The organism is Microcoleus harperi Pol14_C6 (genome assembly GCF_036701295.1).
Taxonomy (GTDB): Bacteria; Cyanobacteriota; Cyanobacteriia; order Cyanobacteriales; family Microcoleaceae; genus Microcoleus.
On the sequence record NZ_JAUBQN010000042.1, the window covers coordinates 15551 to 35420 of the forward strand.

21 protein-coding genes and 1 pseudogene are annotated in these 19870 nt (G+C 45.4%); 11 read left to right on the forward strand and 11 right to left on the reverse strand.

The annotated features are described in order from the left end of the window. Positions 1 to 44 precede the first annotated feature (44 nt). From QUA27_RS22640 to QUA27_RS22650, 3 genes are all read right to left on the reverse strand, one after another. Positions 45 to 1724 (reverse strand): ABC1 kinase family protein, encoded by a 1680-nt coding sequence (locus QUA27_RS22640; protein ID WP_333070705.1) that lies wholly within the window; start codon positions 1722 to 1724, stop codon positions 45 to 47. A gap of 442 nt (positions 1725 to 2166) precedes the next feature. Further along, entirely contained in the window at positions 2167 to 4392 is a 2226-nt protein-coding gene (locus QUA27_RS22645; RefSeq protein WP_333070708.1) for a sensor histidine kinase, read from the reverse strand. 529 nt (positions 4393 to 4921) lie between these two features. Then, positions 4922 to 5797 (reverse strand): hypothetical protein, encoded by an 876-nt coding sequence (locus QUA27_RS22650; protein WP_333070711.1) that lies wholly within the window; start codon positions 5795 to 5797, stop codon positions 4922 to 4924. Positions 5798 to 5975: 178 nt separating this feature from the next. Between QUA27_RS22650 and QUA27_RS22655 the strand changes: the two genes are divergently transcribed. After that, on the forward strand, positions 5976 to 6524 hold the full coding sequence (locus tag QUA27_RS22655; protein ID WP_333070713.1) for a LeuD/DmdB family oxidoreductase small subunit: 549 nt from the start codon (positions 5976 to 5978) through the stop codon (positions 6522 to 6524). A gap of 197 nt (positions 6525 to 6721) precedes the next feature. On the opposite strand, the gene QUA27_RS22660 is transcribed toward QUA27_RS22655, so the two are convergent. Together QUA27_RS22660 and QUA27_RS22665 are read right to left on the reverse strand one after the other, a co-directional pair. Beyond that, positions 6722 to 7144 carry an NUDIX hydrolase gene (locus tag QUA27_RS22660; protein WP_333070716.1) on the reverse strand — a complete coding sequence of 141 codons (423 nt, stop codon included), beginning with the start codon at positions 7142 to 7144 and terminating at the stop codon, positions 6722 to 6724. 308 nt (positions 7145 to 7452) lie between these two features. Then, positions 7453 to 7878 (reverse strand): DNA-binding protein, encoded by a 426-nt coding sequence (locus QUA27_RS22665; protein WP_333070718.1) that lies wholly within the window; start codon positions 7876 to 7878, stop codon positions 7453 to 7455. Positions 7879 to 8022: 144 nt separating this feature from the next. Between QUA27_RS22665 and folD the strand changes: the two genes are divergently transcribed. From folD to QUA27_RS27500, 3 genes and pseudogenes are all read left to right on the forward strand, one after another. Next, positions 8023 to 8901: a bifunctional methylenetetrahydrofolate dehydrogenase/methenyltetrahydrofolate cyclohydrolase FolD gene (gene folD, locus QUA27_RS22670; protein ID WP_333070720.1), complete on the forward strand. Its 879-nt coding sequence runs from the start codon at positions 8023 to 8025 to the stop codon at positions 8899 to 8901. Between the two features lie 73 nt (positions 8902 to 8974). Further along, on the forward strand, positions 8975 to 9781 hold the full coding sequence (locus tag QUA27_RS22675) for a calcium-binding protein (RefSeq protein WP_333070721.1): 807 nt from the start codon (positions 8975 to 8977) through the stop codon (positions 9779 to 9781). 483 nt (positions 9782 to 10264) lie between these two features. Further along, a pseudogene (locus QUA27_RS27500) lies at positions 10265 to 10348 on the forward strand (hypothetical protein); the annotation flags it as partial. A 308-nt stretch (positions 10349 to 10656) separates the two neighbouring features. Here the strand turns inward: QUA27_RS27500 and QUA27_RS22680 are convergent. The 6 genes from QUA27_RS22680 to ndhC all read right to left on the reverse strand — a co-directional run bounded on the left by QUA27_RS22680 (position 10657) and on the right by ndhC (position 14469). Beyond that, positions 10657 to 11256, reverse strand: coding sequence for a hypothetical protein (locus QUA27_RS22680; protein WP_333070723.1), 600 nt, complete (start codon positions 11254 to 11256; stop codon positions 10657 to 10659). An 86-nt stretch (positions 11257 to 11342) separates the two neighbouring features. Next, positions 11343 to 12032 carry a class I SAM-dependent methyltransferase gene (locus QUA27_RS22685; RefSeq protein WP_333070725.1) on the reverse strand — a complete coding sequence of 230 codons (690 nt, stop codon included), beginning with the start codon at positions 12030 to 12032 and terminating at the stop codon, positions 11343 to 11345. Positions 12033 to 12112: 80 nt separating this feature from the next. Next, on the reverse strand, positions 12113 to 12742 hold the full coding sequence (locus tag QUA27_RS22690) for a type II restriction-modification system restriction endonuclease (RefSeq protein ID WP_510175268.1): 630 nt from the start codon (positions 12740 to 12742) through the stop codon (positions 12113 to 12115). 155 nt (positions 12743 to 12897) lie between these two features. Continuing rightward, a complete protein-coding gene (locus QUA27_RS22695) occupies positions 12898 to 13401 on the reverse strand; it encodes an NAD(P)H-quinone oxidoreductase subunit J (RefSeq protein WP_172190238.1) in 504 nt (167 codons plus the stop codon). Further along, positions 13394 to 14116, reverse strand: coding sequence for a photosynthetic/respiratory NAD(P)H-quinone oxidoreductase subunit K (gene ndhK / locus QUA27_RS22700; protein ID WP_333070728.1), 723 nt, complete (start codon positions 14114 to 14116; stop codon positions 13394 to 13396). Before ndhK ends, QUA27_RS22695 begins: the two co-directional genes overlap by 8 nt. Further along, positions 14107 to 14469 (reverse strand): photosynthetic/respiratory NAD(P)H-quinone oxidoreductase subunit C, encoded by a 363-nt coding sequence (gene ndhC, locus QUA27_RS22705; RefSeq protein ID WP_006635500.1) that lies wholly within the window; start codon positions 14467 to 14469, stop codon positions 14107 to 14109. The genes ndhK and ndhC overlap by 10 nt, the downstream gene beginning before the upstream one ends. 378 nt (positions 14470 to 14847) lie before the next feature. Here ndhC and QUA27_RS22710 point away from each other — a divergent pair, with 378 nt between their 5' ends. The 7 genes from QUA27_RS22710 (at position 14848) to QUA27_RS22740 (ending at position 19556) form a co-directional block, all read left to right on the forward strand. Then, positions 14848 to 15183, forward strand: coding sequence for a rubredoxin (locus QUA27_RS22710; RefSeq protein WP_333070731.1), 336 nt, complete (start codon positions 14848 to 14850; stop codon positions 15181 to 15183). Next, positions 15170 to 16183 (forward strand): photosynthesis system II assembly factor Ycf48, encoded by a 1014-nt coding sequence (locus QUA27_RS22715; RefSeq protein WP_333070732.1) that lies wholly within the window; start codon positions 15170 to 15172, stop codon positions 16181 to 16183. Before QUA27_RS22710 ends, QUA27_RS22715 begins: the two co-directional genes overlap by 14 nt. A gap of 56 nt (positions 16184 to 16239) precedes the next feature. After that, entirely contained in the window at positions 16240 to 16488 is a 249-nt protein-coding gene (gene psbE / locus QUA27_RS22720; protein ID WP_006635503.1) for a cytochrome b559 subunit alpha, read from the forward strand. A gap of 20 nt (positions 16489 to 16508) precedes the next feature. Next, entirely contained in the window at positions 16509 to 16646 is a 138-nt protein-coding gene (gene psbF, locus QUA27_RS22725) for a cytochrome b559 subunit beta (protein WP_006635504.1), read from the forward strand. 9 nt (positions 16647 to 16655) lie between these two features. Then, complete coding sequence (gene psbL / locus QUA27_RS22730) at positions 16656 to 16778, forward strand: photosystem II reaction center protein PsbL (RefSeq protein ID WP_015176850.1); 123 nt, start codon at positions 16656 to 16658, stop codon at positions 16776 to 16778. Positions 16779 to 16847: 69 nt separating this feature from the next. Continuing rightward, complete coding sequence (locus QUA27_RS22735) at positions 16848 to 16970, forward strand: photosystem II reaction center protein J (protein ID WP_006635506.1); 123 nt, start codon at positions 16848 to 16850, stop codon at positions 16968 to 16970. Positions 16971 to 17306: 336 nt separating this feature from the next. Then, positions 17307 to 19556, forward strand: a complete 2250-nt coding sequence (locus tag QUA27_RS22740) for a transglycosylase domain-containing protein (protein ID WP_333070735.1) — start codon at positions 17307 to 17309, stop codon at positions 19554 to 19556. Positions 19557 to 19870 lie beyond the last annotated feature (314 nt).

The window sequence follows — 19870 nt, forward strand, 5'->3', positions numbered from 1 at the left end:
ATGCGTACCAGCTTACGATCGCAATTCCCAACTACCCAGTATATTTATCGCTCGACCATTCGATCGAGCTTTTCCTTAACCAACAAGTCTAACAACGATCGCAACACAAACAAGCCGCCGAATCCCGAAACCGCAAAAGCTGCGATCGCCGCCGTTTGATATCCGCCCACTAGCAGCACTGCACCCGACAAAAACACAAAACCAGTCAAACAAGCGAAAATTAGAGTTTTCAAGGCTAAATTAATGCGTTTCAAGGCTCTTTCGCTCTCGATATTTCGCACTCTAATTTGCAGTTCCCCCTCTTCAATTCGCTGCTCCAAACGCTTGAGAAAAACTTGCGATTTGCTCGGCTGCCGTAACTTATACGTAATAAAACTTCGCGCTTGCCTTGCCAATTCTCCGATCGCATTTCCCCGCCCCTTGCTCACCGCAATACTCCTGACAAAAGGCTGAGCGGATGCTATGAAATTGTAGTTAGGGTCGAGAGTTCTAGCTATGCCGTCGAGAGTCGTTACCGACTTGACAATAAACATCATTTCTGCAGGCAAGCGAAACGGTTGCTGCTCGAACATGATGTAAAGTTCGTTCTTAATTTCATTAAAAGCTTGAAGGTCGATCGGCTTATCAATAAACTTATCCAACAGAAAAGCAATCAGCCGACGTACCGGCATCATATCCGGCATCGGCTCAACCAAGCCGATCGAAATTAAAGTATTGAGTACCTCGTCAGTATCCTTTCTCATCACAGCAAAAAAAGTCTTGACCATTTGGTCTTTAGCCAGAGACTTTATCTCAGCCATCATCCCAAAATCGTAAAAAATCAAGCTACCATCTTCTGTCACCGCCAAATTTCCCGGATGCGGGTCAGCTTGAAAAAAACCGTCTATTAATAACTGTTTTAAATAACAGCAAATTCCGAGTTGATTGAGCTTCACAATATCGACTCCAATCGCCTCTAAACTAATGCGGTTGTCCACCTTAATACCAGGTACGTATTCTAGAGTCAGGACTTTTTTAGTAGTGTATTGCCAGTAGACTTTCGGGACAATAACTTGAGGATATTCTCGAAAATTATGGCTAAAGCGATCGGAATTTTTACCTTCTTGCACGTAGTCAATTTCTTGATATAAAATCTTAAAAAATTCGTGATAAATAGATTCCAGGTCATATTTGCGCGTCCCAGGCAAATAACGATCGCAAAAACGCATCACTTGGCGCACCGCCTTCACATCCAAATCAAATAAACTTTCCAAACCCGGACGCTGCACCTTTACAATCACATCTTCCCCGGTGTGCAGCCTTGCTTTGTGCACCTGTCCCAGACTCGCAGCAGCAATTGGCGACTGGTCAAAATCGCGGTACAAAGCATAAATATCCTTGCCTAACTCTGATTCTACAAGAGCGATCGCCTCTTCGGAACTAAACTGAGGAACCCGATCCTGCAACTGTTCGAGTTCCTTCACATACTCAAGCGGCAGCAAATCGGCGCGAGTCGAGAGAGACTGCCCGATTTTAATAAAAGTCGGGCCTAAATTGAGTAAAGTATTGACCAACCAATGAGCGCGAATTCTTCTAGTATGAGGCGAATTATTTTGCAGCAGTGCGTCCCACCACAAAAAAAACATAAACTTTCCCGCCGCTGCAAAAATGTCTATTTGCCGTGCCAGTGGCGAATATTTAGAACGTTGCCAACGCAGGGTTTTAGGTGCAGCTTTTGTGAGCATAATATTGGCTATCGAATTCCATGCACCGTGACAATTTTTAGGGGACAATCCAAGACGCAGAAACCGGCTTGTACGAAAAGACGGGTTGCAGACCTTTGAAACAGTTAAAAAACTCCGTTTCTGTGGTCTCTACTGCGTAATATCATCTCCGACTATACAATTATAATTAAGTTCCTAGTAAGTAATACAAGTCCTGATTAATTCATAAATAGAGGACAGTCGTACTCACTACAAACACGCGCTCATTACAGGCAAATAACCAGACATAATATAAGTCCTCGGGAAAATCAGCAATTGAGAACCGGCAATTTAGACGGCAACCAGACCAACAATTCAAAACAGAGGACTTGGAAGCGTTTACGACATTTCCAAATCTCCCTCTTCTGGCAAGTCTTCTAGCTTCGCTTGTTCTCTGCCAATTCCCAGCAGCTTCTCAACCGAACTATTCTTCTACATTAGAGAGTTCGGCTGGAAATTGCGGCAGAGTCAGAGTAAAAGATGTGCGCCACACATTGTCAGCTTCTGAACTTTCTGCCGGACAGCTAGATACATCAATAGTACCATTCAAGTGCTGCACTAAAGACTTTACCAGAGCCAGACCCAAACCCGTACCAGCGATAGCTTGGTCAGTAATGCCAGTGCCACGGCGGAACTTGTCAAAGATGTGGGGCAAATCAGTGGCAGAAATGCCACGCCCGAAATTAGAAATGCTCAGGACAATATAGCCGGCTGCCTCAGACGCCTCCAAAACTACCGCCGTTCCAGAAGCAGAGTATTTTCCAGCATTCGTCAGTAGTTCCAGCAGTATCCGATTGAGAATGTCCGGGTCGGTTTCCCAGCAAGGGGTCAACTCGGGCAAATCCACATTCAGAGTCAATTGCTTATCCACCCAGTGTTTTTCAAAATCCCTAACTAAATCTTGAAGTAAACGGTTGAGATCGATTTTGATTAAAGAAATCGGGACTTGCTGAGGCTCAAACTGCTTGAGGGCCAGCAAATCGTTAACCAGATCAGTTTCCTTAGAACACTGCTGTTCTAGAATGTCGAGATACTTAGTCCGATTCGCTGACGGCAGTTCAGCTTGTTTGAGCATCAGAATCGCCAGCTTCATGATTGTTAAAGGGGTACGCAACTCGTGACTCAGAGTGCTGAGAAACTCGTCTTTAATCAGCTTCAATTTCCGCATTTGCTCTAGCTGATTGGCAGATTGCTCGTACAGTTTCCCCTGCACGTCTAGACTTTGCTGCAACTGAGAGGTTCTGTCTAAGACTGCGGTTTGCAATTCCTTAAGCGTTTGAGTTTGGACAATCATCTTGCTCGCTTGAGCGCAGACTGATTCGAGAACTTCTAATTCTTCCGGGTTCCAAGTACGCGGCTTCGTGTGCTGCAAAACCAAGAACCCCAAGACTGTTTCCTGGCAGCTACCGCCCGTGAGGGGAACCAGCAGCAAGCCACGAATCCCTTGGAGTTTCAAAATTTCTGTGGCTGCTTCTTGTTCTTTGCCGATTAATGCGCCTGCGTCAGCGAGGGCGAGGGGTTTGGGGGCGCTGTGGAATGCTTGGTGGCACAAATTAGATTCTGACAGCCAAAAAGCGGAAGAGTTATTTGGTTTTGAGTTGGGGATTTTGGATTGGGAATTAGCAGTTTTATCTTTGTTTTTTGTTTTGGATGTTGAGCTTTTTTTTCCGGTAGTGCTTTGTGCTATTGGCTGTTTGTTTGGATATTTTTTTGCAACGGATTCGCAAACTAATTCGATTTTCGCTTTGGGAGTTTGATTGGGAGAGCGAGTTGTAAATAGAGGATCTGTATATTTCAATAGCAGGATTTGGCCTCTATCTACTTCCAGGGTATCGACTGTATTTTCAATAACTTGCTGCAATATTCGATCTAATTCTGAATTTGTGTCGATCGATGCAGCCACTGACATGAGTAGATTTTTGTATTTAGCTTGTCGCTGTAACTGTTCGTTTAAGTTGGCAATTTCTTGAGTTTTTTGAATGTGAGAAATCGCGATGCCGATCGCGTCTGATGCTGCTTCAAGGCGCTGCCGCTCCGCTACGGACCACTCGTGAGGTTGCGACTTACCAACAATCACCATGCCATTTACAGCCCCTCCCAATCGCGCAGGCCCTGCCAAAATTGCCCGAAAAGGCAACGCAGTTACAGGAGAATTGGGCGGTGAAGCTGCCGGACTATCGAGATAATCGGATATCGCCACTATCTCGCCGTCTGCTAGGACGTTTGCCCAAGCGGGATGTTCGAGTGATATGCTAGGCGATTTTAATCTTGTGCTTTGGGGGTGTTCCGGTGTTTCGGTGGAATCGGCAACACCGCCAACATAGGGGAAATCGCTGCTATTTTGCCAGTAAGCATTCGGATGTACTACTTTTTGGTCAACCACAGCAGTAACTAAACAGAAATCTGCCCCCCATGCAACCCCCAAAGTATTGGCTATTTGCAGCAGCAGGAGTTCTCGATCAAAGCTGGTGGCGAGAATTTGGCAAATTTGTCGCCCAAGAAGGGCAGGATCGACCTGGAACTGCATAAGACGATCCAGAAATTTTTGGACTGATACTGGTTCTGCGATTTGCGGAAAATACAAAGTGCAAGACTCTGACGGCGATCGGTCGATCGAAGTAAAGTCTTGATTTCCCTGGCGATCGATCATGGCAACCAAGCCTTTATTCTAAGATGTTTGAGCCGGCTCCTGCTGCCAATCTAGAACCTTTCCATAACTGTCGGCTTGACCGTTATGAGCCTGCTTTCTGTGTTTGTGCAGCCGATCGGCGGGTCGCTCGATATGTAAAAATATACCCAGATCTGACCGAGTTCTATTTTCCTGTTTTCTACCCTTCTATCTGTACGGGATGAAATTTACCATCCTTTACCGGATGATTATCAATCCCATTCCCGCTAATTTTGACGGCTATTAGTAGTATGAAGGTTTTCTAGAGACCGCTTAGTGACACCCCTCTTCTTACTGTGTGATCTTTCCTATTTAAGTTTGTGATCCTAACAAATTTTTATTGTGATACAAATCTGCCGATCGAGTGAGGCCCCTCGCAAAAATTCAAAATCGCCAAATTATCACTCATAACATAGCTAAGAGTTTTCGAGTTTTTGCTCAAAAACTGATTTTTCACAACACCTAGAGCAGCGCGGCGAACTCTAGGGTTAAATTTATCCGACTTACCTGCTTACTTATTTTGTGCTTCCTGTTGGGCTTTATCGCTATTTTGGCGGTAAAGTGCCGTCCGGTTCAGAGCCGTTGTGTAGCGGGGATGCTTGGAAGGCACGGCGGCCATCAAATCGGAAGCTTGCTGCCACTTAGCAGCTACGACTAACCAATCCTGGCGAGATTGAGCGGTTTTGCCCTGGGTGGCTGCTTGTTCGGCTACTCGCACTGCTTTGGCAAAAGAGTCAACTGCAGAATTAACAGTCTCCTTAGAAATTTTCAAAGCAGGTTTTGCCTCCGAGGAAGAGGCAGTTGCTACTGCTTGGGTGGTGGCTTGTGTGCTGTTTGGCACTTGGGAATTAAGTCCTTTGTGGATGGCGGCCACTGCTGCAAGCAACAGCACGGTCAAGCTGATGCCGCCGACGATACCGCGCTGAAATTGCCGCGGTTGCTGCATCGATCGAGGTATAGCCATTCTCGGCAAAGCCCGCTTGCCGGAGAAAGCTTGGCGTTCGTGATGGGCGGTGGCTAAACGCTTGAACAAATTCGGCTTTCGGAGTTTAATTTCTTGAGACCACAACAGTTGATTATCCGGATCGCGGCTAATTTCTTCGAGCCACAGCAGTTGGTGTTCTCGAACAAGCCGGCTGTTGATGTTAACTCGGCGAATATTGCGGGGCGAAATGCGTTCCAAAATGTCTCGGACTCGATCGACCAAACTAGACTCTTCGAGGAGTTGGGGCGTTGCAGCTTCGCACAGCAGTTGCAGCACCCCGTCTGCAAACACGGCTCGGGCCCTGACCCCTACCTGTGCCAGTTCGTCATTAAGGATTTGAATAATCGATGCAACCGAGCCCTCGCGAGCTTGTCGAGCAATGTCATCTATTGGATTTGCCATAAAACTATCTTGACGCTTAGCAATCTGTTAATTGTTAACCCAAAGTCTCGGATCTAATTTTTACTCATACAGGTTATCACTGACACTGCCAGGTTAAAATAAACAGATGCAAATCTTGCATACCGATCCACTTAAAATTATCACCACAGCATCGAACGAGGCTAACAGGAAATAAACTATGGGTAAAGTAATTAGCGGTCAAATTTTTGTTGTAGACGACAACATTGATACAGATCAAATTATCCCGGCCGAATACCTGACCCTGGTTCCCTCGAAGCCGGATGAGTACGAGAAACTAGGCAGTTACGCTATGATTGGCTTGCCCGATCGCTACGGTAAGTTTATCGAATCCGGCGAACAGAAAACCCGGTATCCGATTATCATAGCGGGCGAAAATTTTGGCTGCGGTTCTTCGCGGGAGCATGCTCCCATCGCTCTGGGGGCTGCGGGCGTAACAGCAGTGGTGGCTTTGTCTTACGCCCGCATTTTCTTTCGCAATTGCTCGGCTACTGGCGAATTGTACCCGATCGAATCAGTCGAGCGGCTCTGCGACTTGTTTGTAACCGGCCAAGAAGTGACGATCGATTGTACAGCAGAGGTAATTGTCAACCACACTCTCGCTCGAACTTTCTCGCTCAAACCTTTAGGAGAAGTAGGGCCTGTAATAGATGCCGGAGGGCTGTTTGAGTACGCGCGCCAAACGGGAATGATTGCTGCTCGCTCTTAAGTTTTAAAACCCCTGCAATGTAGGGTGTACCACCGGGCGCACCTTACAAATAAGCTGTTACGCATCTAAATTGTATTTTTGGGCGGGCGGGACGCCCACCCCACAAGAATTTCCTCGAATTTGATTGTCAAATTTAGATGCGCCTCAGCTTATTTGCTAGCTCAATCCGCTCCCATCTAGGGTGCGGAGAAATTTTCTCAAATCGACTCAATAAAATTCAACAAAATACGCTGGTGAGCAATGCCAAAAGGTCGCACATCTCCTGACTGCTCAGAAAAGCATTTTCCAGCCCGAATCTGCTCCGGTGTCAACAACTTCATATCCCACCCCTCAAGCAAAACTAAATCTTTGACATCCGCACCAAGTTGTGCATGAAAAACGTGGCGAACCACATCTTTTTCGACATCACAACAGAAAAAAGAAACACTTGCAGGAGCATAGCCAATTTCCTCTGATAATTCCCGCACTAGAGCAACTTCCGGCGTTTCCCCCGGTTCCAAGTGTCCGCCAAACAAAGCCCAATGTCCGGGATACCTGATATGAGGAATATCGTCCCGCAACTGACAGAGAAACTTGCCCTCTCGGTACAAAATCGCGATCGCAACGTGAATTTTAGTCATAAGAAAGTTTTACAACAAGCAATGTACGGGATTAATGGATTTAACGGATTTAACCGAGGGATATTGAGGAGAGAAGGAAGAGGGAAGAAGTTATTTATGAGATAGAGGAGAAGTTGGTGTAGGGGGAGGTTAACCGTAATCTGTAATATCAACAAAAAAGCTGATAAACCAGCCCCAACGAGGCTATTATAGTCGAGCAACTTTTAGCATAAATAAACCTACCCACAGCGTTTGGGCGCAACTAAAAACCTTTAATTTTATGAAATTGAGGTACTTAATTATTGAACGAAATTAGTATCTTCATATTTTTATTTATTTGCCGCTGGAGTGCGCTTTAATTGTTCCATTTCCTCAACATAAACTTCACCTAAATCTTTTCCGGCCAATTCCTTTAGAGTAATACTCTTATAGCGGACTTCTCCCTTGAGCAACACTTCATCGCCAAGCTGGGGCAAATCTTGCTTGGTTAAAATCCAAATACTGCCAGTACCATCCTCAAGTTGATAAGCCGCATTTCCTACAAACGGAGCGCGATTTTCCACCTTTCCCCGAAGATAAACTTCAGCATCCACTTGCCGCTTTTGTTGAACGTCGCCAATGCTAGCAACATTAAAACCAAGATTAAGTTGAGACATGGGTAAATTGCCGCAACTGAAAAAACCGCTGGCGAGGATTAGCGACAAAGAGCCGGTGCAGAATCTTTGAACCCAAACTTGCTTAACTGCAGTAGTCATTGGTCAACTGATTTGAGATGTGAGATACGACTTACTTTAACAGAATCCCCAGAATCGATCGCAAGTAAGAAATTTCTCTAGTGTAGTCCTTGGCGGGGATTAAGCTAAAATCTAAAGTCGTCAGCCCCTAACCCAGAGTCTACAATGGATGCCAAAACTGCTCAAATACTAGATGGCAAAGCTTTAGCGACAAAGATTCAAACCGAGCTGAGCGATCGAGTCCGCGCCCTACAACCCCAAAAGGGGCGTCCTCCCGGACTTGCGGTGCTGATGGTGGGCGACAACCCTGGTAGCGCAGCCTATGTTCGCAATAAAGAGCGAGCCTGCGCTAAAGTTGGCATAGCTTCCTTCGGCAAGCATTACCCCGCAAATGCTACTCAAACCGAACTAGAACTTGCAATTCGTGCACTCAACGAGGACGATCGAGTTGATGGCATTCTAGTTCAATTACCGCTACCAGAGCACTTAGACGCAATTTCGCTGCTGTACCAAATTGCCCCCGACAAAGATGCTGACGGACTTCACCCTGTAAATTTAGGCCGTCTCGTGCGCGGGGAGCAAGGTTTGCGGAGTTGTACTCCCGCCGGAGTGATGCGGTTATTGCAGGAATACCAGATTGATTTGAAAGGAAAAAATGCCGTTGTTTTGGGACGGAGTATTTTGGTGGGTAAACCGATGGCACTGATGCTATTAGAAGCCGACTGCACTGTTACTGTAGCTCATTCGCGATCGCAAAACTTAGAATCTATTACCAATCAAGCCGATATTCTAATAGCCGCAGTCGGCCGCACAGAAATGATTACAGCTAATATGGTTAAACCCGGATCTGTAGTAATTGATGTCGGTATCAACCGCGTCGTCAACCCAGACGGTACGAGTCGTTTAGCCGGAGATGTAAACTTTGATGCTGTTAAAACAGTAGCCGAATTTATCACACCGGTGCCGGGAGGAATCGGGCCGATGACTGTTGCTATGCTTTTGGAAAATACCGTTTCTAGTTATATTGAATACGGTTCTAATTGAATTATGACCCACTTGTGAGCCAGTATTGGCTCAAGTAGGGTTAGTAATCTACCAACAGACAAAGATTTTAACTATGGCTTTAAAACCGGATGCGTCAGGGACATTGCGCTTAATTGGCGACAACACCTCGGAATTCATTCAACTTTTTCCTGCAGATCTAACAAATTTTCCTTTAGGAGCTTGGGCGCTCGATGGCGACGATACAGTAAATGGCTCAGAGGCTAGCGAGTTACTCCTGGGAAATGAAGGGGAAGATATTCTCACAGGTTTTACAGGCAACGATTCTTTATTTGGGGGAAAAGGAAGAGATGGGTTGTTTGGACAGGAGGGGAATAACTCCCTCAATGGTGGTCTAGATGCTGATTTTCTTCTTGGAGAGGCTGGCGATGATATTTTATTTGGAGGGAGAGGCAATGATTTGTTATCCGGCGGAGATGGAAATAATACTCTAGTTGGCGGCTTGGGCAGAGACTTCTTAGAGTGTGGGTTTGGCAATAATTTATGCGTTCTGGGAATAGATACTGGCACTACAGATATCAATTCTAGTGATATAATCGAAAGTTTTGATCCTGATTTGGATCGGATTGGATTAGCGAGTGACTTAACAGTCAATGATATAGTGTTGGAGCCGGTACAGAATGTGGCATTAACATATACTTTCGATCTGCCGCAAGCTTTACAACCATTACTTCCTCCCGGTCCGGCAGACGCATTTAGCGAATCTGGATCTGCTTCAGGAACTCAACTCAGAGGTGGAATTAGCGGGGTTTATTCAGGAACTCTAATCAGAGTCAGGAATTCTAATGCGATTTTAGGTTTTGTAGACGATGTAACCCCAAATGAACTTCAAAGCAGGATTGTTTCCGTTCAGGGTTTCTAAATTCAGGACAATCACTCGTGGACTGACAAACTTATCATAAAGCAGATTCCATGTATATAGGATAGGCTCTATAGCAATCCTACATGAGTCGTAATTTTTTTACCCCACCCCAACCCTCCCCGAACTCGCGGGGAGGGAGTAAGAAATTCACAAATGATTTAGGATTGCTATATTTAGTAAATCAGCGAAAAAAATGAAACCTTGAAACCTTCTTCGAGCGAGTTGCGTGAGAAAATAGTTAAGCTTTATGGTTTTTGCGTACTTAGTATCCTAAAATATTATAAAGGCAGCCACCATTTAAGTTAAATGTGAAAAGATTAAGGAAAAAAATACTGAATCTACCTGGTGTAATAGTAGAGGATAGCTTAGATAAAAGAAACAATTATTTTATCTATTATCGTCACAAATAAAACACCAGTTTGCCCACGATGCGGACACACAAGCCACGGTCTTCATTAAAATACAACGTATTTAGTTAGAGACTTACCCATCACTAACACAGAAGTAATTCTCAAAGTAAATAGCCGAAAGTGTAAGTGTGAAGGCTGTAAAAAAGATTTTAGCTAAATCTTGGATTTTGTGAAAATTAGCAAAAAATTTACTCAAACGTACGTTCAAAGTATTAGGGAACAAGTTATTAATGGTGATATTAATAACGTTGGAATAAATAATAAATCAATAACGGAACAAGTTGAATTAATCGTTATGGCAGCAGCTAAAAGTGTAATGAAGGTTGATATTGATCGACTGTGCCGATTAGGAATAAGCTGTTGAGAATTTAAATAATTTATTTCAATTTACTGTCAAGGTTCAGGTGTAAGCGTTGGTGTTTGGCTCATACCAGTTTAAATGCTTACCAGCTTATCTATCTGCGTTTATCTTTGTGCATCTGCGGTTACAAATTCCGAATCTGCTAGCATTTCTAGATTCAGACAATTTAAAATGCTGGATTTAATCGGGCGCTTTTCATCCCAAAATACGATCGCTGAATAAAAGTTAATTGCCGCCGGTGAATTCAAAAGCTCAAAAGTTTGGCGTGCAACTCTCTCGCTGTCAAAGCTGAGAAAGTAAACAGTATCATCGAAGATTACAGGTTTATTAGCTATTTCACCGATTAACCTAAAATCCAATTTTTTATAAAGCCCGCAAATCGCAATTTTCCAAGGTTGGAAGCTATAATCGCCTACTCCAAAAATCGAAAATCTAGGGTTATTTTGATAAATTTTGCTTTTGCGATTATCTAGATATTGCCCGCATTTCTCTAGGTAACGTCCGGTTTTAGGAGCTATAGTTTTGATATTTTCGGTTGATTCACCGATGAATTTTTGAGTAACTAGGATATATCGATCGGTAGCATTAATTCGATTTTGGGCAACATCAGATCCTTTAAGTAGCGGAAATAGATAAATTTCCTCAAGTTCGACAGCTTCCCCAAATCCATTGACAAACAAATCATCAATTTTCCGAAACTCCATAACGCCAGAACAATCATGTTTTACACCCGATCGCCATTTCGTTCCTGAATTTATAGCATATAAACTACTCAATTTATTGAAAGAGTCTATATCCTTAGGAGATTTTTTTGATATCCGATTCGGTGGCATTCTGAACTGTGTAAACTGCTAAATACATCGCAGAAGTAGTTTTGTGAGCTTGAGTCAAACTTGCAGTATAACAAACAGGCATCCACATTTGCACCAAAATACTTTTTAGCATCTATTGTGTAAGTTGCACAGCTAGCGAGATTAAGTTTTTTTGAATTAATGTAACTCAATAACTTTCTAGCAGTGGAAGTTTTGCAAAGCATTGCCAGATCCGCATCCCGCTTTTGCAGCCAGTGCACCGCTTGAATTAGCATCCATTCTGAGATATCGAAGTTACTCTTACCTGTGAGTGCATCTAAGCCAGTGTGCTTTTGAAAATTACTTTTTTTTGGCAAGTTTTCACTGCCAATAGTTCCTTGTTGTGAGTTAGTTACCCAAGGAAAGTTGCCAAGTACCAGCACCCGATGATTAAAGTGGTTGATTAATGATGTCCAGTCAAACTCAAAAAAATCTCCGTGCTTAACCTCACATCTTTCATCCTGTAACAATTCATGCTTAGCGGTTAATTCTCTTAAATAACTTGTATTTATTTCAACCCCGATAATCTTGCTGGCCGATGGAAAAGAATTTGCAGCAGCTTTAATGAAATTACCTATCCCGCAAGTTGGCTCAATGATGACTTTGGGGTTAACATCAAGTTCTATCAATTTCCGGCACACCATCTCTGCTAATGCCAGCGGTGTCTGAAAATCGCCGTATTCTAGTTTTGTTTTGCGATCGTTAGAACTCATCGGTTAGATTTATAAACTGCCATAACGCCTTCCTGTTGTCCAGCACGCTCAATGACTCTTCCATACTGAAGTCGCCATTGCAACGCATTAGAAATCGTCAAAAAACCTTGCAATGGTGGGTTTCTCAGTATTTCGTCTGCAATGTTACCTGCTTCAATTTCGTCAACAGGTAAATTTTTGTCAAACATGAAAGCAAGCAAATCATCTTTATTGCCTTCATTGTCTAAAATATTACGAATTCCACTGGTCATTTGAAAATCTGCTGTTCTTTCCGCACTCACGTAAATTGTATGCAAAATATTCAGTGTTGCACTTCGGATGGTACTGTTGTCTGTCTTTTCGTAAACAAAGATAATCAGTGAATATCCCAGCCCAAAAATTTTTTGCCTTGCAGATTTGAAAGGACATGACGACTGCGGTTGCCTTACGCTTGTTACCTTCACGTCAACCAATATCCCTGGGAAATCGATGCCGCTTGCTGAATTACCATCTATAAATTCATATCGCTGCTTGAGATAGAGTCTAAACTTTTGCTCCAAATATGTCCCAACAGCCTTTCCGTCTGTGATGCCGTAAAGCAGAGGTTCCGGGTTGAGACTTGGCTGCTGAAAATATTGCCGCCTCAGAACAAAGAATTTCTACGGTCAGAGTCGTCATAGGGAGTTTGCGTCTATCTGCAATTAAAAAATCAAAATTAGCCAAAAAACAGAGGGCGGGTTTTGCATAAAACTTGACCGCAAAAGTCCAATTTTATGCTCAAACCCGCCCTCGCAAAACTCCCTTAATAAGCGTCTTGCAATTCGTAGAAATCAGGGGAAATGTAGTCTTTCCGCAGCGGCCAGCCTACCCAATCTTCGTTCATCAAAATCCGTTTCAGATTCGGATGTCCTTCATAAACTATGCCGTACATATCGTAGGATTCGCGCTCTTGAAAGTCGGCTGCTTTCCAAATCCAGTAGACTGATGGCACTCTGGGATCTTCGCGGGGTACGAATACTTTGACGCGGACTTCTTCAGGCTTGGAAGCATTGTCTGTCAGTTTAACCAAGTGGTAGACGCTGACTAAATCTTGTCCCGGCCCTTGGTCGTAGGCGCACTGGCACTGCATATAATTAAACCCGTAGGCATACAGTGCTGTTGACATCGGAATTAAGAATTCTCGATCGACCTTTAATATCTCCACGCCCAAATTATCGGCCGCTAAAGCTTCGTGTTCAAACCCATTCTGAGTCAACCACTGGGAAACCTTCCCGGCTTCAACAATTGCAGATTCTGTCTCAGCCACGGTTTACCTCCTGTTTTTGTCCTGCAAGCAGGGCCGGCGGTACTGGCATTCCCATTGCTTCTGTCAATTCCTTGGGCGGGGCTATCCGGCCTGGAACTGACAAGTATTTGCCGTCCAAAATGTCGTCTACTACTTTCATTTTGTGGGGTCTGGTGTAGTAGCGGTGGGTTGGTAGCAAATTGGCCCGTTCTTGCATGGAATTGTTGGCGATTTTTTTCCGCAGTTTGATAATTGCGTCAATAATCGCTTCTGGGCGGGGGGGACAGCCGGGGATGTACACGTCTACAGGAATCAGTTTGTCAACGCCTCTGACTGCTGTGGTGGAGTCCATGCTGAACATTCCGCCGGTGATGGTGCAAGCGCCCATCGCGATCACGTATTTGGGTTCCGGCATTTGTTCGTACAGCCGCACCAAGATGGGGGCGTACTTCATGGTAATTGTGCCGGCGGTGATGATCAAGTCGGCTTGCCGGGGGCTCGATCGCGGTACCAAGCCGAATCTGTCGAAGTCAAAGCGCGATCCGATCAAAGCTGCAAATTCGATGAAGCAGCAGGCCGTGCCGAAAAGCAGCGGCCACAGGCTGGAAAGTCTCGCCCAATTGTAGAGATCGTCCACTGTTGTCAGGATGACGTTCTCTGAGAGTTGGGAGGTAACTTCGGGGCGCTCGACTGGGTTTATCAGCGCTTTTTGTGATTTGTCAGAACTTAAGACCATTCCAAGGCTCCTTTGCGCCATGCATAGACAAGAGCAATAACGAGGATCGTGATAAAAAACAAGGCTTCGATGAAAGCCAAAAGTCCTAGCTGGTTGAAAGCAACCGCCCAAGGATACAGGAAGACGGTCTCTACGTCGAAGATGACGAAGACCAGGGCGAACATATAATACCGGATGTTGAACTGAATCCAGGCTCCGCCGATCGGCTCGACGCCGGATTCGTAGGTAGTGCGTCGGTCGTAGGGACGACTTTTGGGGCGCAGTACCTTAGACGCCGTGAGGGCGAGGATAGGGACTAGGCTGGAAATTAACAGGAAGCCTAAGAAATACTCGTAGCCGCTAAGTGCAAACACGGTGAATAATTACTGCCTCGGTGAAAGGGTTCTGTAACTTAGTCTTTACATTATATAGATTGTGGGTAACTGAAATTACGAGTTAGTTGAGATTAATCATCCATCTTCTGCAATAATTTTTAATGTATATTCTAATATTGTAACTGCCTGTGGAAGACGGGCGGCTGCCTGTGGACGCTAAGTAAGACCATTATCGACTTAAGTGTCGAACACCCTTGTGGTGTCCCTAACGTGGCATCGGCGGTTGAGACGGGAAACCTCGAAGACGAATAAGACCGTCCTAATATGAGTTTTAGTTGGAAGCCCCACCTATAACGAACTTTAGTTGAGGTACTTCACTGTATATTTTAAGATTAGCTGACCCATGATTTTGGATTTATGAGCGATCGAGCCACTGAGACTAAGACCCTCGATCGGCACGAGTGCCGCGCCTGCGGCTACGTCTACGATCCGAAAAAGGGAAATCCTAAAAATGACATTGCCCCGGGCACGGCTTTTGAAGATTTGCCCCAAACTTGGGTCTGTCCCGTTTGCGGGGCACGCAAATCGGTGTTTCAAAATCTCGGTCAGATGGAAGGGGTATCGGGATTTAAGGCAAATCAGCGCTACGGTGTCGGTGTCAACGGCATGACCGAAGGTCAGAAAAGTTTGCTGATTTTTGGCGGCTTGGTCGTTGGTTTCTTGTTGTTACTTAGTATGTATGGTTTGCAGTAAAACGATTGTGAGATTTTGGCAACGAATTGTAATGTTATTGGCCGCTGCCCTCATCTGTACGAGTTGCAGCACCATCGGTTCTGTGAGTTACAACCCCTGGCAAGTGATTTCCTTGCCGACAGAAGCTAATTTGCAGGATATTGCCTTTACGGGCAATCCTCAGCACGGCTGGGTTGTGGGTTCTGAGGCGACTTTGCTCGAAACCCTTGACGGTGGCACTAGCTGGAAGTCTATAGCACTGGATATCGACGATCCGAGGTCGCGTTTTGCATCGGTGAGTTTTTCGGGTTCCGAAGGCTGGATTGTCGGCCAGCCTTCAGTTTTGCTCCACACGAACGATGAGGGCAAGTCTTGGACGCGGATTGCTTTGAGCAGTCAGTTGCCTGGTTCTCCGAGTACGATCGCGGCTTTGGGTCCGAATTCCGCCGAGATGACCACCGATGTGGGGGCGATTTACCGGACTTCTGACGGCGGCAAAAATTGGAAAGCTGTCGTGCAGGATTCTTTTGGGGTAGTTCGCAATATCAACCGTTCTGAAGACGGGCAGTATGTTGCGGTTTCCTCGAAGGGCAACTTCTACTCCGTCTGGAAACCAGGCCAAGAAGCTTGGGAACCTCACAACCGCAATAGTTCTCGCCGCCTGCAAAATATGGGCTTTACCAAGGATGGGCGTTTGTGGATGCTTGCCCGCGGCGGTCAGATTCAGTTTAGCGACCCGTCCAATCCTGAAGGTTGGGGAAAACCGTTTTTTCCCGATCGCAAGGCAAGTTGGGGTTTGCTGGACATGGCTTACCGGACTGATAATGAAGTTTGGGTAGCCGGCGGCGGCGGCAATTTGCTGTGCAGTTTGGACGGCGGGAAAACTTGGCTAAAAGACCGCGAAGTAGAAGATGTTCCCGCTAATTTTTACAGGATTGTCTTTATGGGCCCCGATCGCGGATTTGTGATCGGTGCGAGCGGTACTCTACTTAAATATCAAGGTTCAGCGCAAGCGGCTTGATAGTAGAATAGTAATAGAGATTGTCTGTCAATTTGTTGTTGAAAGGAGGATTCTAAATGGCTGGTACAACTGGAGAACGTCCGTTTGGGGACATTATTACAAGTATCCGTTATTGGGTAATTCACAGCATCACCATTCCGGCTTTGTTTATTGCTGGATGGCTGTTTGTGCAAACTGGTTTGGCTTACGATGCTTTCGGAACTCCTCGCCCTAACCAGTATTTCACACCGCAGCGGGAAGAAGTGCCGATTATCTCGGATCGCTTTGAAGCTAAGAAACAAGTAGATCAGTTCATTGCCAAGTAATTTAACAAGGATTTGGAAAAATGACGAGCAGAACCCCAAATAATGAGCCAATTTCGTATCCGATTTTTACGGTGCGCTGGTTGGCAGTTCATACTTTAGGTGTCCCAACAATTTTCTTTTTGGGCGCGATCGCAGCAATGCAATTTATTCAACGATAGGAGTTTACAATGCCTGAGCGCGTTCCTAATCCCAACGAGCAGCCTGTTGAGTTAAACCGGACTTCTTTGTATTTGGGTTTGTTGCTGATTTTTGTTTTGGGTATTTTGTTTTCCAGTTATTTCTTTAATTAACTGGTGTTTGAGTTTGCTTTCAATAGTTCGATCGAATGTGTTTAGCTGTGAATTAGTGAGGTGATAGCTATGTTTAGTGAAAGTGGCAGAATTCCTTTGTGGCTGGTAGCTACTGTCGCAGGTCTCGGTGTTCTGAGCATTGTGAGCCTTTTCTTCTACGGTGCTTATGCCGGTTTGGGTTCTTCGATGTAAGGAGAATCAAGCTGATTTTCGGCTTTTAACCCCCCTTGAACAAGGGGGGTTTTAATTATGGGAAGTGTGTGGGTAAATTAGGGATAAATTTGATTTAAAGTGTGGATTTTTGGGCAAGTTTAGGATATTTTAATTCTCTCGTGATAGCAGGATTGTTTGTGGTTGGATAGAGATTTGCTCAATAAACGGATTCCGGGCGGGTTGACCAATCACCCCAAAATCGATCGCCGTTAGCCGACGATCGCCTCCTTCTGTGGGGCAGATCCTGAAATTAGCCAAAAGTTGCGAGTAGAATGGTGCAAGAGCCGATCGCTCGATCGTAGTGCACAGCGAAATATGACCCCACCGCCGCCCCGCAAACCTCAAACCGTCTTGGGTGCGATTACCCAAGCAGTCCAGACTATTGCCAAGGTTAATTTTAACCAGTTAGCGCTGAAACCAAACGCCAAAGTACCCGAACTGTGGGTACAGGATGCCGGTGCAGCTAAAGCTGAGGTTTATCCGCTGTTGGGCGATCGATATTTGTTAGGTCGATCGTCAAAATCTTCAGATATTGTAGTTCGCAATCCCGTGGTCAGTCACGTGCACTTATCCCTGTCGCGCGATACTCGGCGGCGGACTCCTTTTGTCATCAAAGATGAAGACTCCACAAACGGCATTTACAATGGCAAAAGGCGAGTTAAAACTATGTCCCTGCGTCACGGAGACGTGTTCACTTTAGGGCCACCGGAACTAGCCGCCGCTGTCAGAATTCAGTATGTATATCCGCCACCTTGGTATGTGCAACTGGTGCGTTACAGCTTTTACGGCGTCAGCGGCATCACCGCTTTGATTGCGGTGTTGGTAGGGATGGAATCGACAAAGTTTCAAGTGCGGCCTCTGCCGAGAAGTATCAATGGCCCCGTGATTGTTTACGCCCGCGACGGGCAAACTCCGCTGCGTCCTCCTCAGAATAACGCTCACTTAGAATTAAAAAAATTGCAGGATTTTTCGCCTTATTTATCCAAGGCGGTACTTGCTTCGGAAGACAGCCGGTACAATTGGCATTTGGGGGTAGATCCGATCGGAGTTTTGCGCGCGCTGTTGACCAATGTTCGCGGGGGAGGAATTCGCGAAGGCGGCAGCACTGTGACGCAGCAGTTAGCGAGGAGTTTGTTTCGAGATTATGTGGGAACTCAAGATTCGGCCGGACGCAAGTTGCGGGAAGCTGTAGTTGCGTTGAAACTGGAGAATTATTACAGCAAAGATGAGCTACTACTGACTTATTTAAATCGCGTGTTTTTGGGAATTGACCTTTACGGTTTTGAGGATGCGGCTCGGTTTTATTTTGGGAAGTCGGCGAGGGATCTAACTTTGTCAGAGGCGGCAACTTTGGCGGGAATTTTGCCTGCGCCAAACAGTTTTAATCCGATTCAAAATTATCAGTTGGCGGTGCAGTATCGCGATCGAGTAATCGAACGGATGCGGGCTTTGGGGACGGTTTCTCAGGAAGAAGCCGATCGCGCGAGGCGCTCGCGAATTGAGATCAATCCCAAAGCCCGCGAATTTTTGCAAAGTACGATCGCTCCTTATTTCTACAGTTATGTATTTGATGAATTAGAGTTTTTGTTGGGGGAGCAGTTAGCCCGAGAAGGCAATTTTATTGTAGAAACAGGTTTGAACCCGGGTCTGCAAAAGTTGGCGGAAAATTCCCTCAGAAATGCTGTTGAAAATGCGGGAGCCAGTGCAGGTTTTTCTCAAGGAGCCGTGGTAACTCTCAATAGTACAACCGGAGAAGTCTTAGCTTTAGTTGGGGGCGTAGATTATTTGAAAAGTCAGTTTGATCGGGCTACTCAAGCTTTGAGACAGCCCGGTTCTACATTTAAGATTTTCACGTATGCAGCCGCCCTGGAACGGGGAATCTCAGCCGATAAAACTTATTCTTGCGCTCCCCTTTCCTGGGGCGGACAAACTTACAGCGGCTGCGAGAGAACCAGCGGCAGTGCTGATATGTATCGGGGTTTAGCACAGTCGGAAAATGCAGTTGCTTTGAGAGTAGCACAGGATGTCGGTTTAGACAATGTAGTGCAAATGGCTAGACGTTTGGGGATTACTTCTGAACTGCGTTCTAACCCGGGTTTAGTGTTAGGTGAAAGTGAAGTTAATGTGTTGCAATTAACTGGTGCTTTCGGGGTTTTGGCAAATCGGGGTTTGGGAAATCGTCCCCACGTAATTAAGCGAATTATTGACAGTAGCGATTGCAAAGATAGAAATAATTTTAACAGTTGTCGGGTGATTTATGACTATCAAAAAGATGGCATTGCCAATCGGCAGTTAGTTTCTGAAGCCGTAGCGGATACGATGACTGATATGCTGCAAGGTGTGGTGCGGGGAGGTACGGGTAGCAGTGCTGCTCTGGGGTTGGGAGAAGCTGGAAAAACAGGCACAACTAATGATAATAGAGATTTGTGGTTTGTCGGTTATATTCCGAGTCAGCAACTGGTAACAGGAGTTTGGTTGGGAAATGATGATAATTCTCCGACTGCCGGAGGTAGTGCAAATGCTGCTCAATTGTGGGGGGAGTATATGCGGCAGGTGGCGCGTTGAGTGGATGCGGGGATGGGATGAATTTTGATACGGCATTGAAATATCCAATTTAAATGCCGTACAGCTTGTCAACTCAATCTCCGAATCCTGAACGCAGAACCCAGGAAAAACAGATGCTGCGATTGTTTTTCTAAGAGGGCGTGCCAGCTAACAATCCCCGCGAGCAATGACATCAATACGTTATTGATTCCCAGGCTGATGAAGCTTAACTGAGCGAGGATGTTTTCAGGGCTTGGGTTGGTCGTTGCCAAAGCGATCGCACTTCTAGCAATTTTACAATGTCTTGCTACAACGATCGATCTTTTTCATAATCA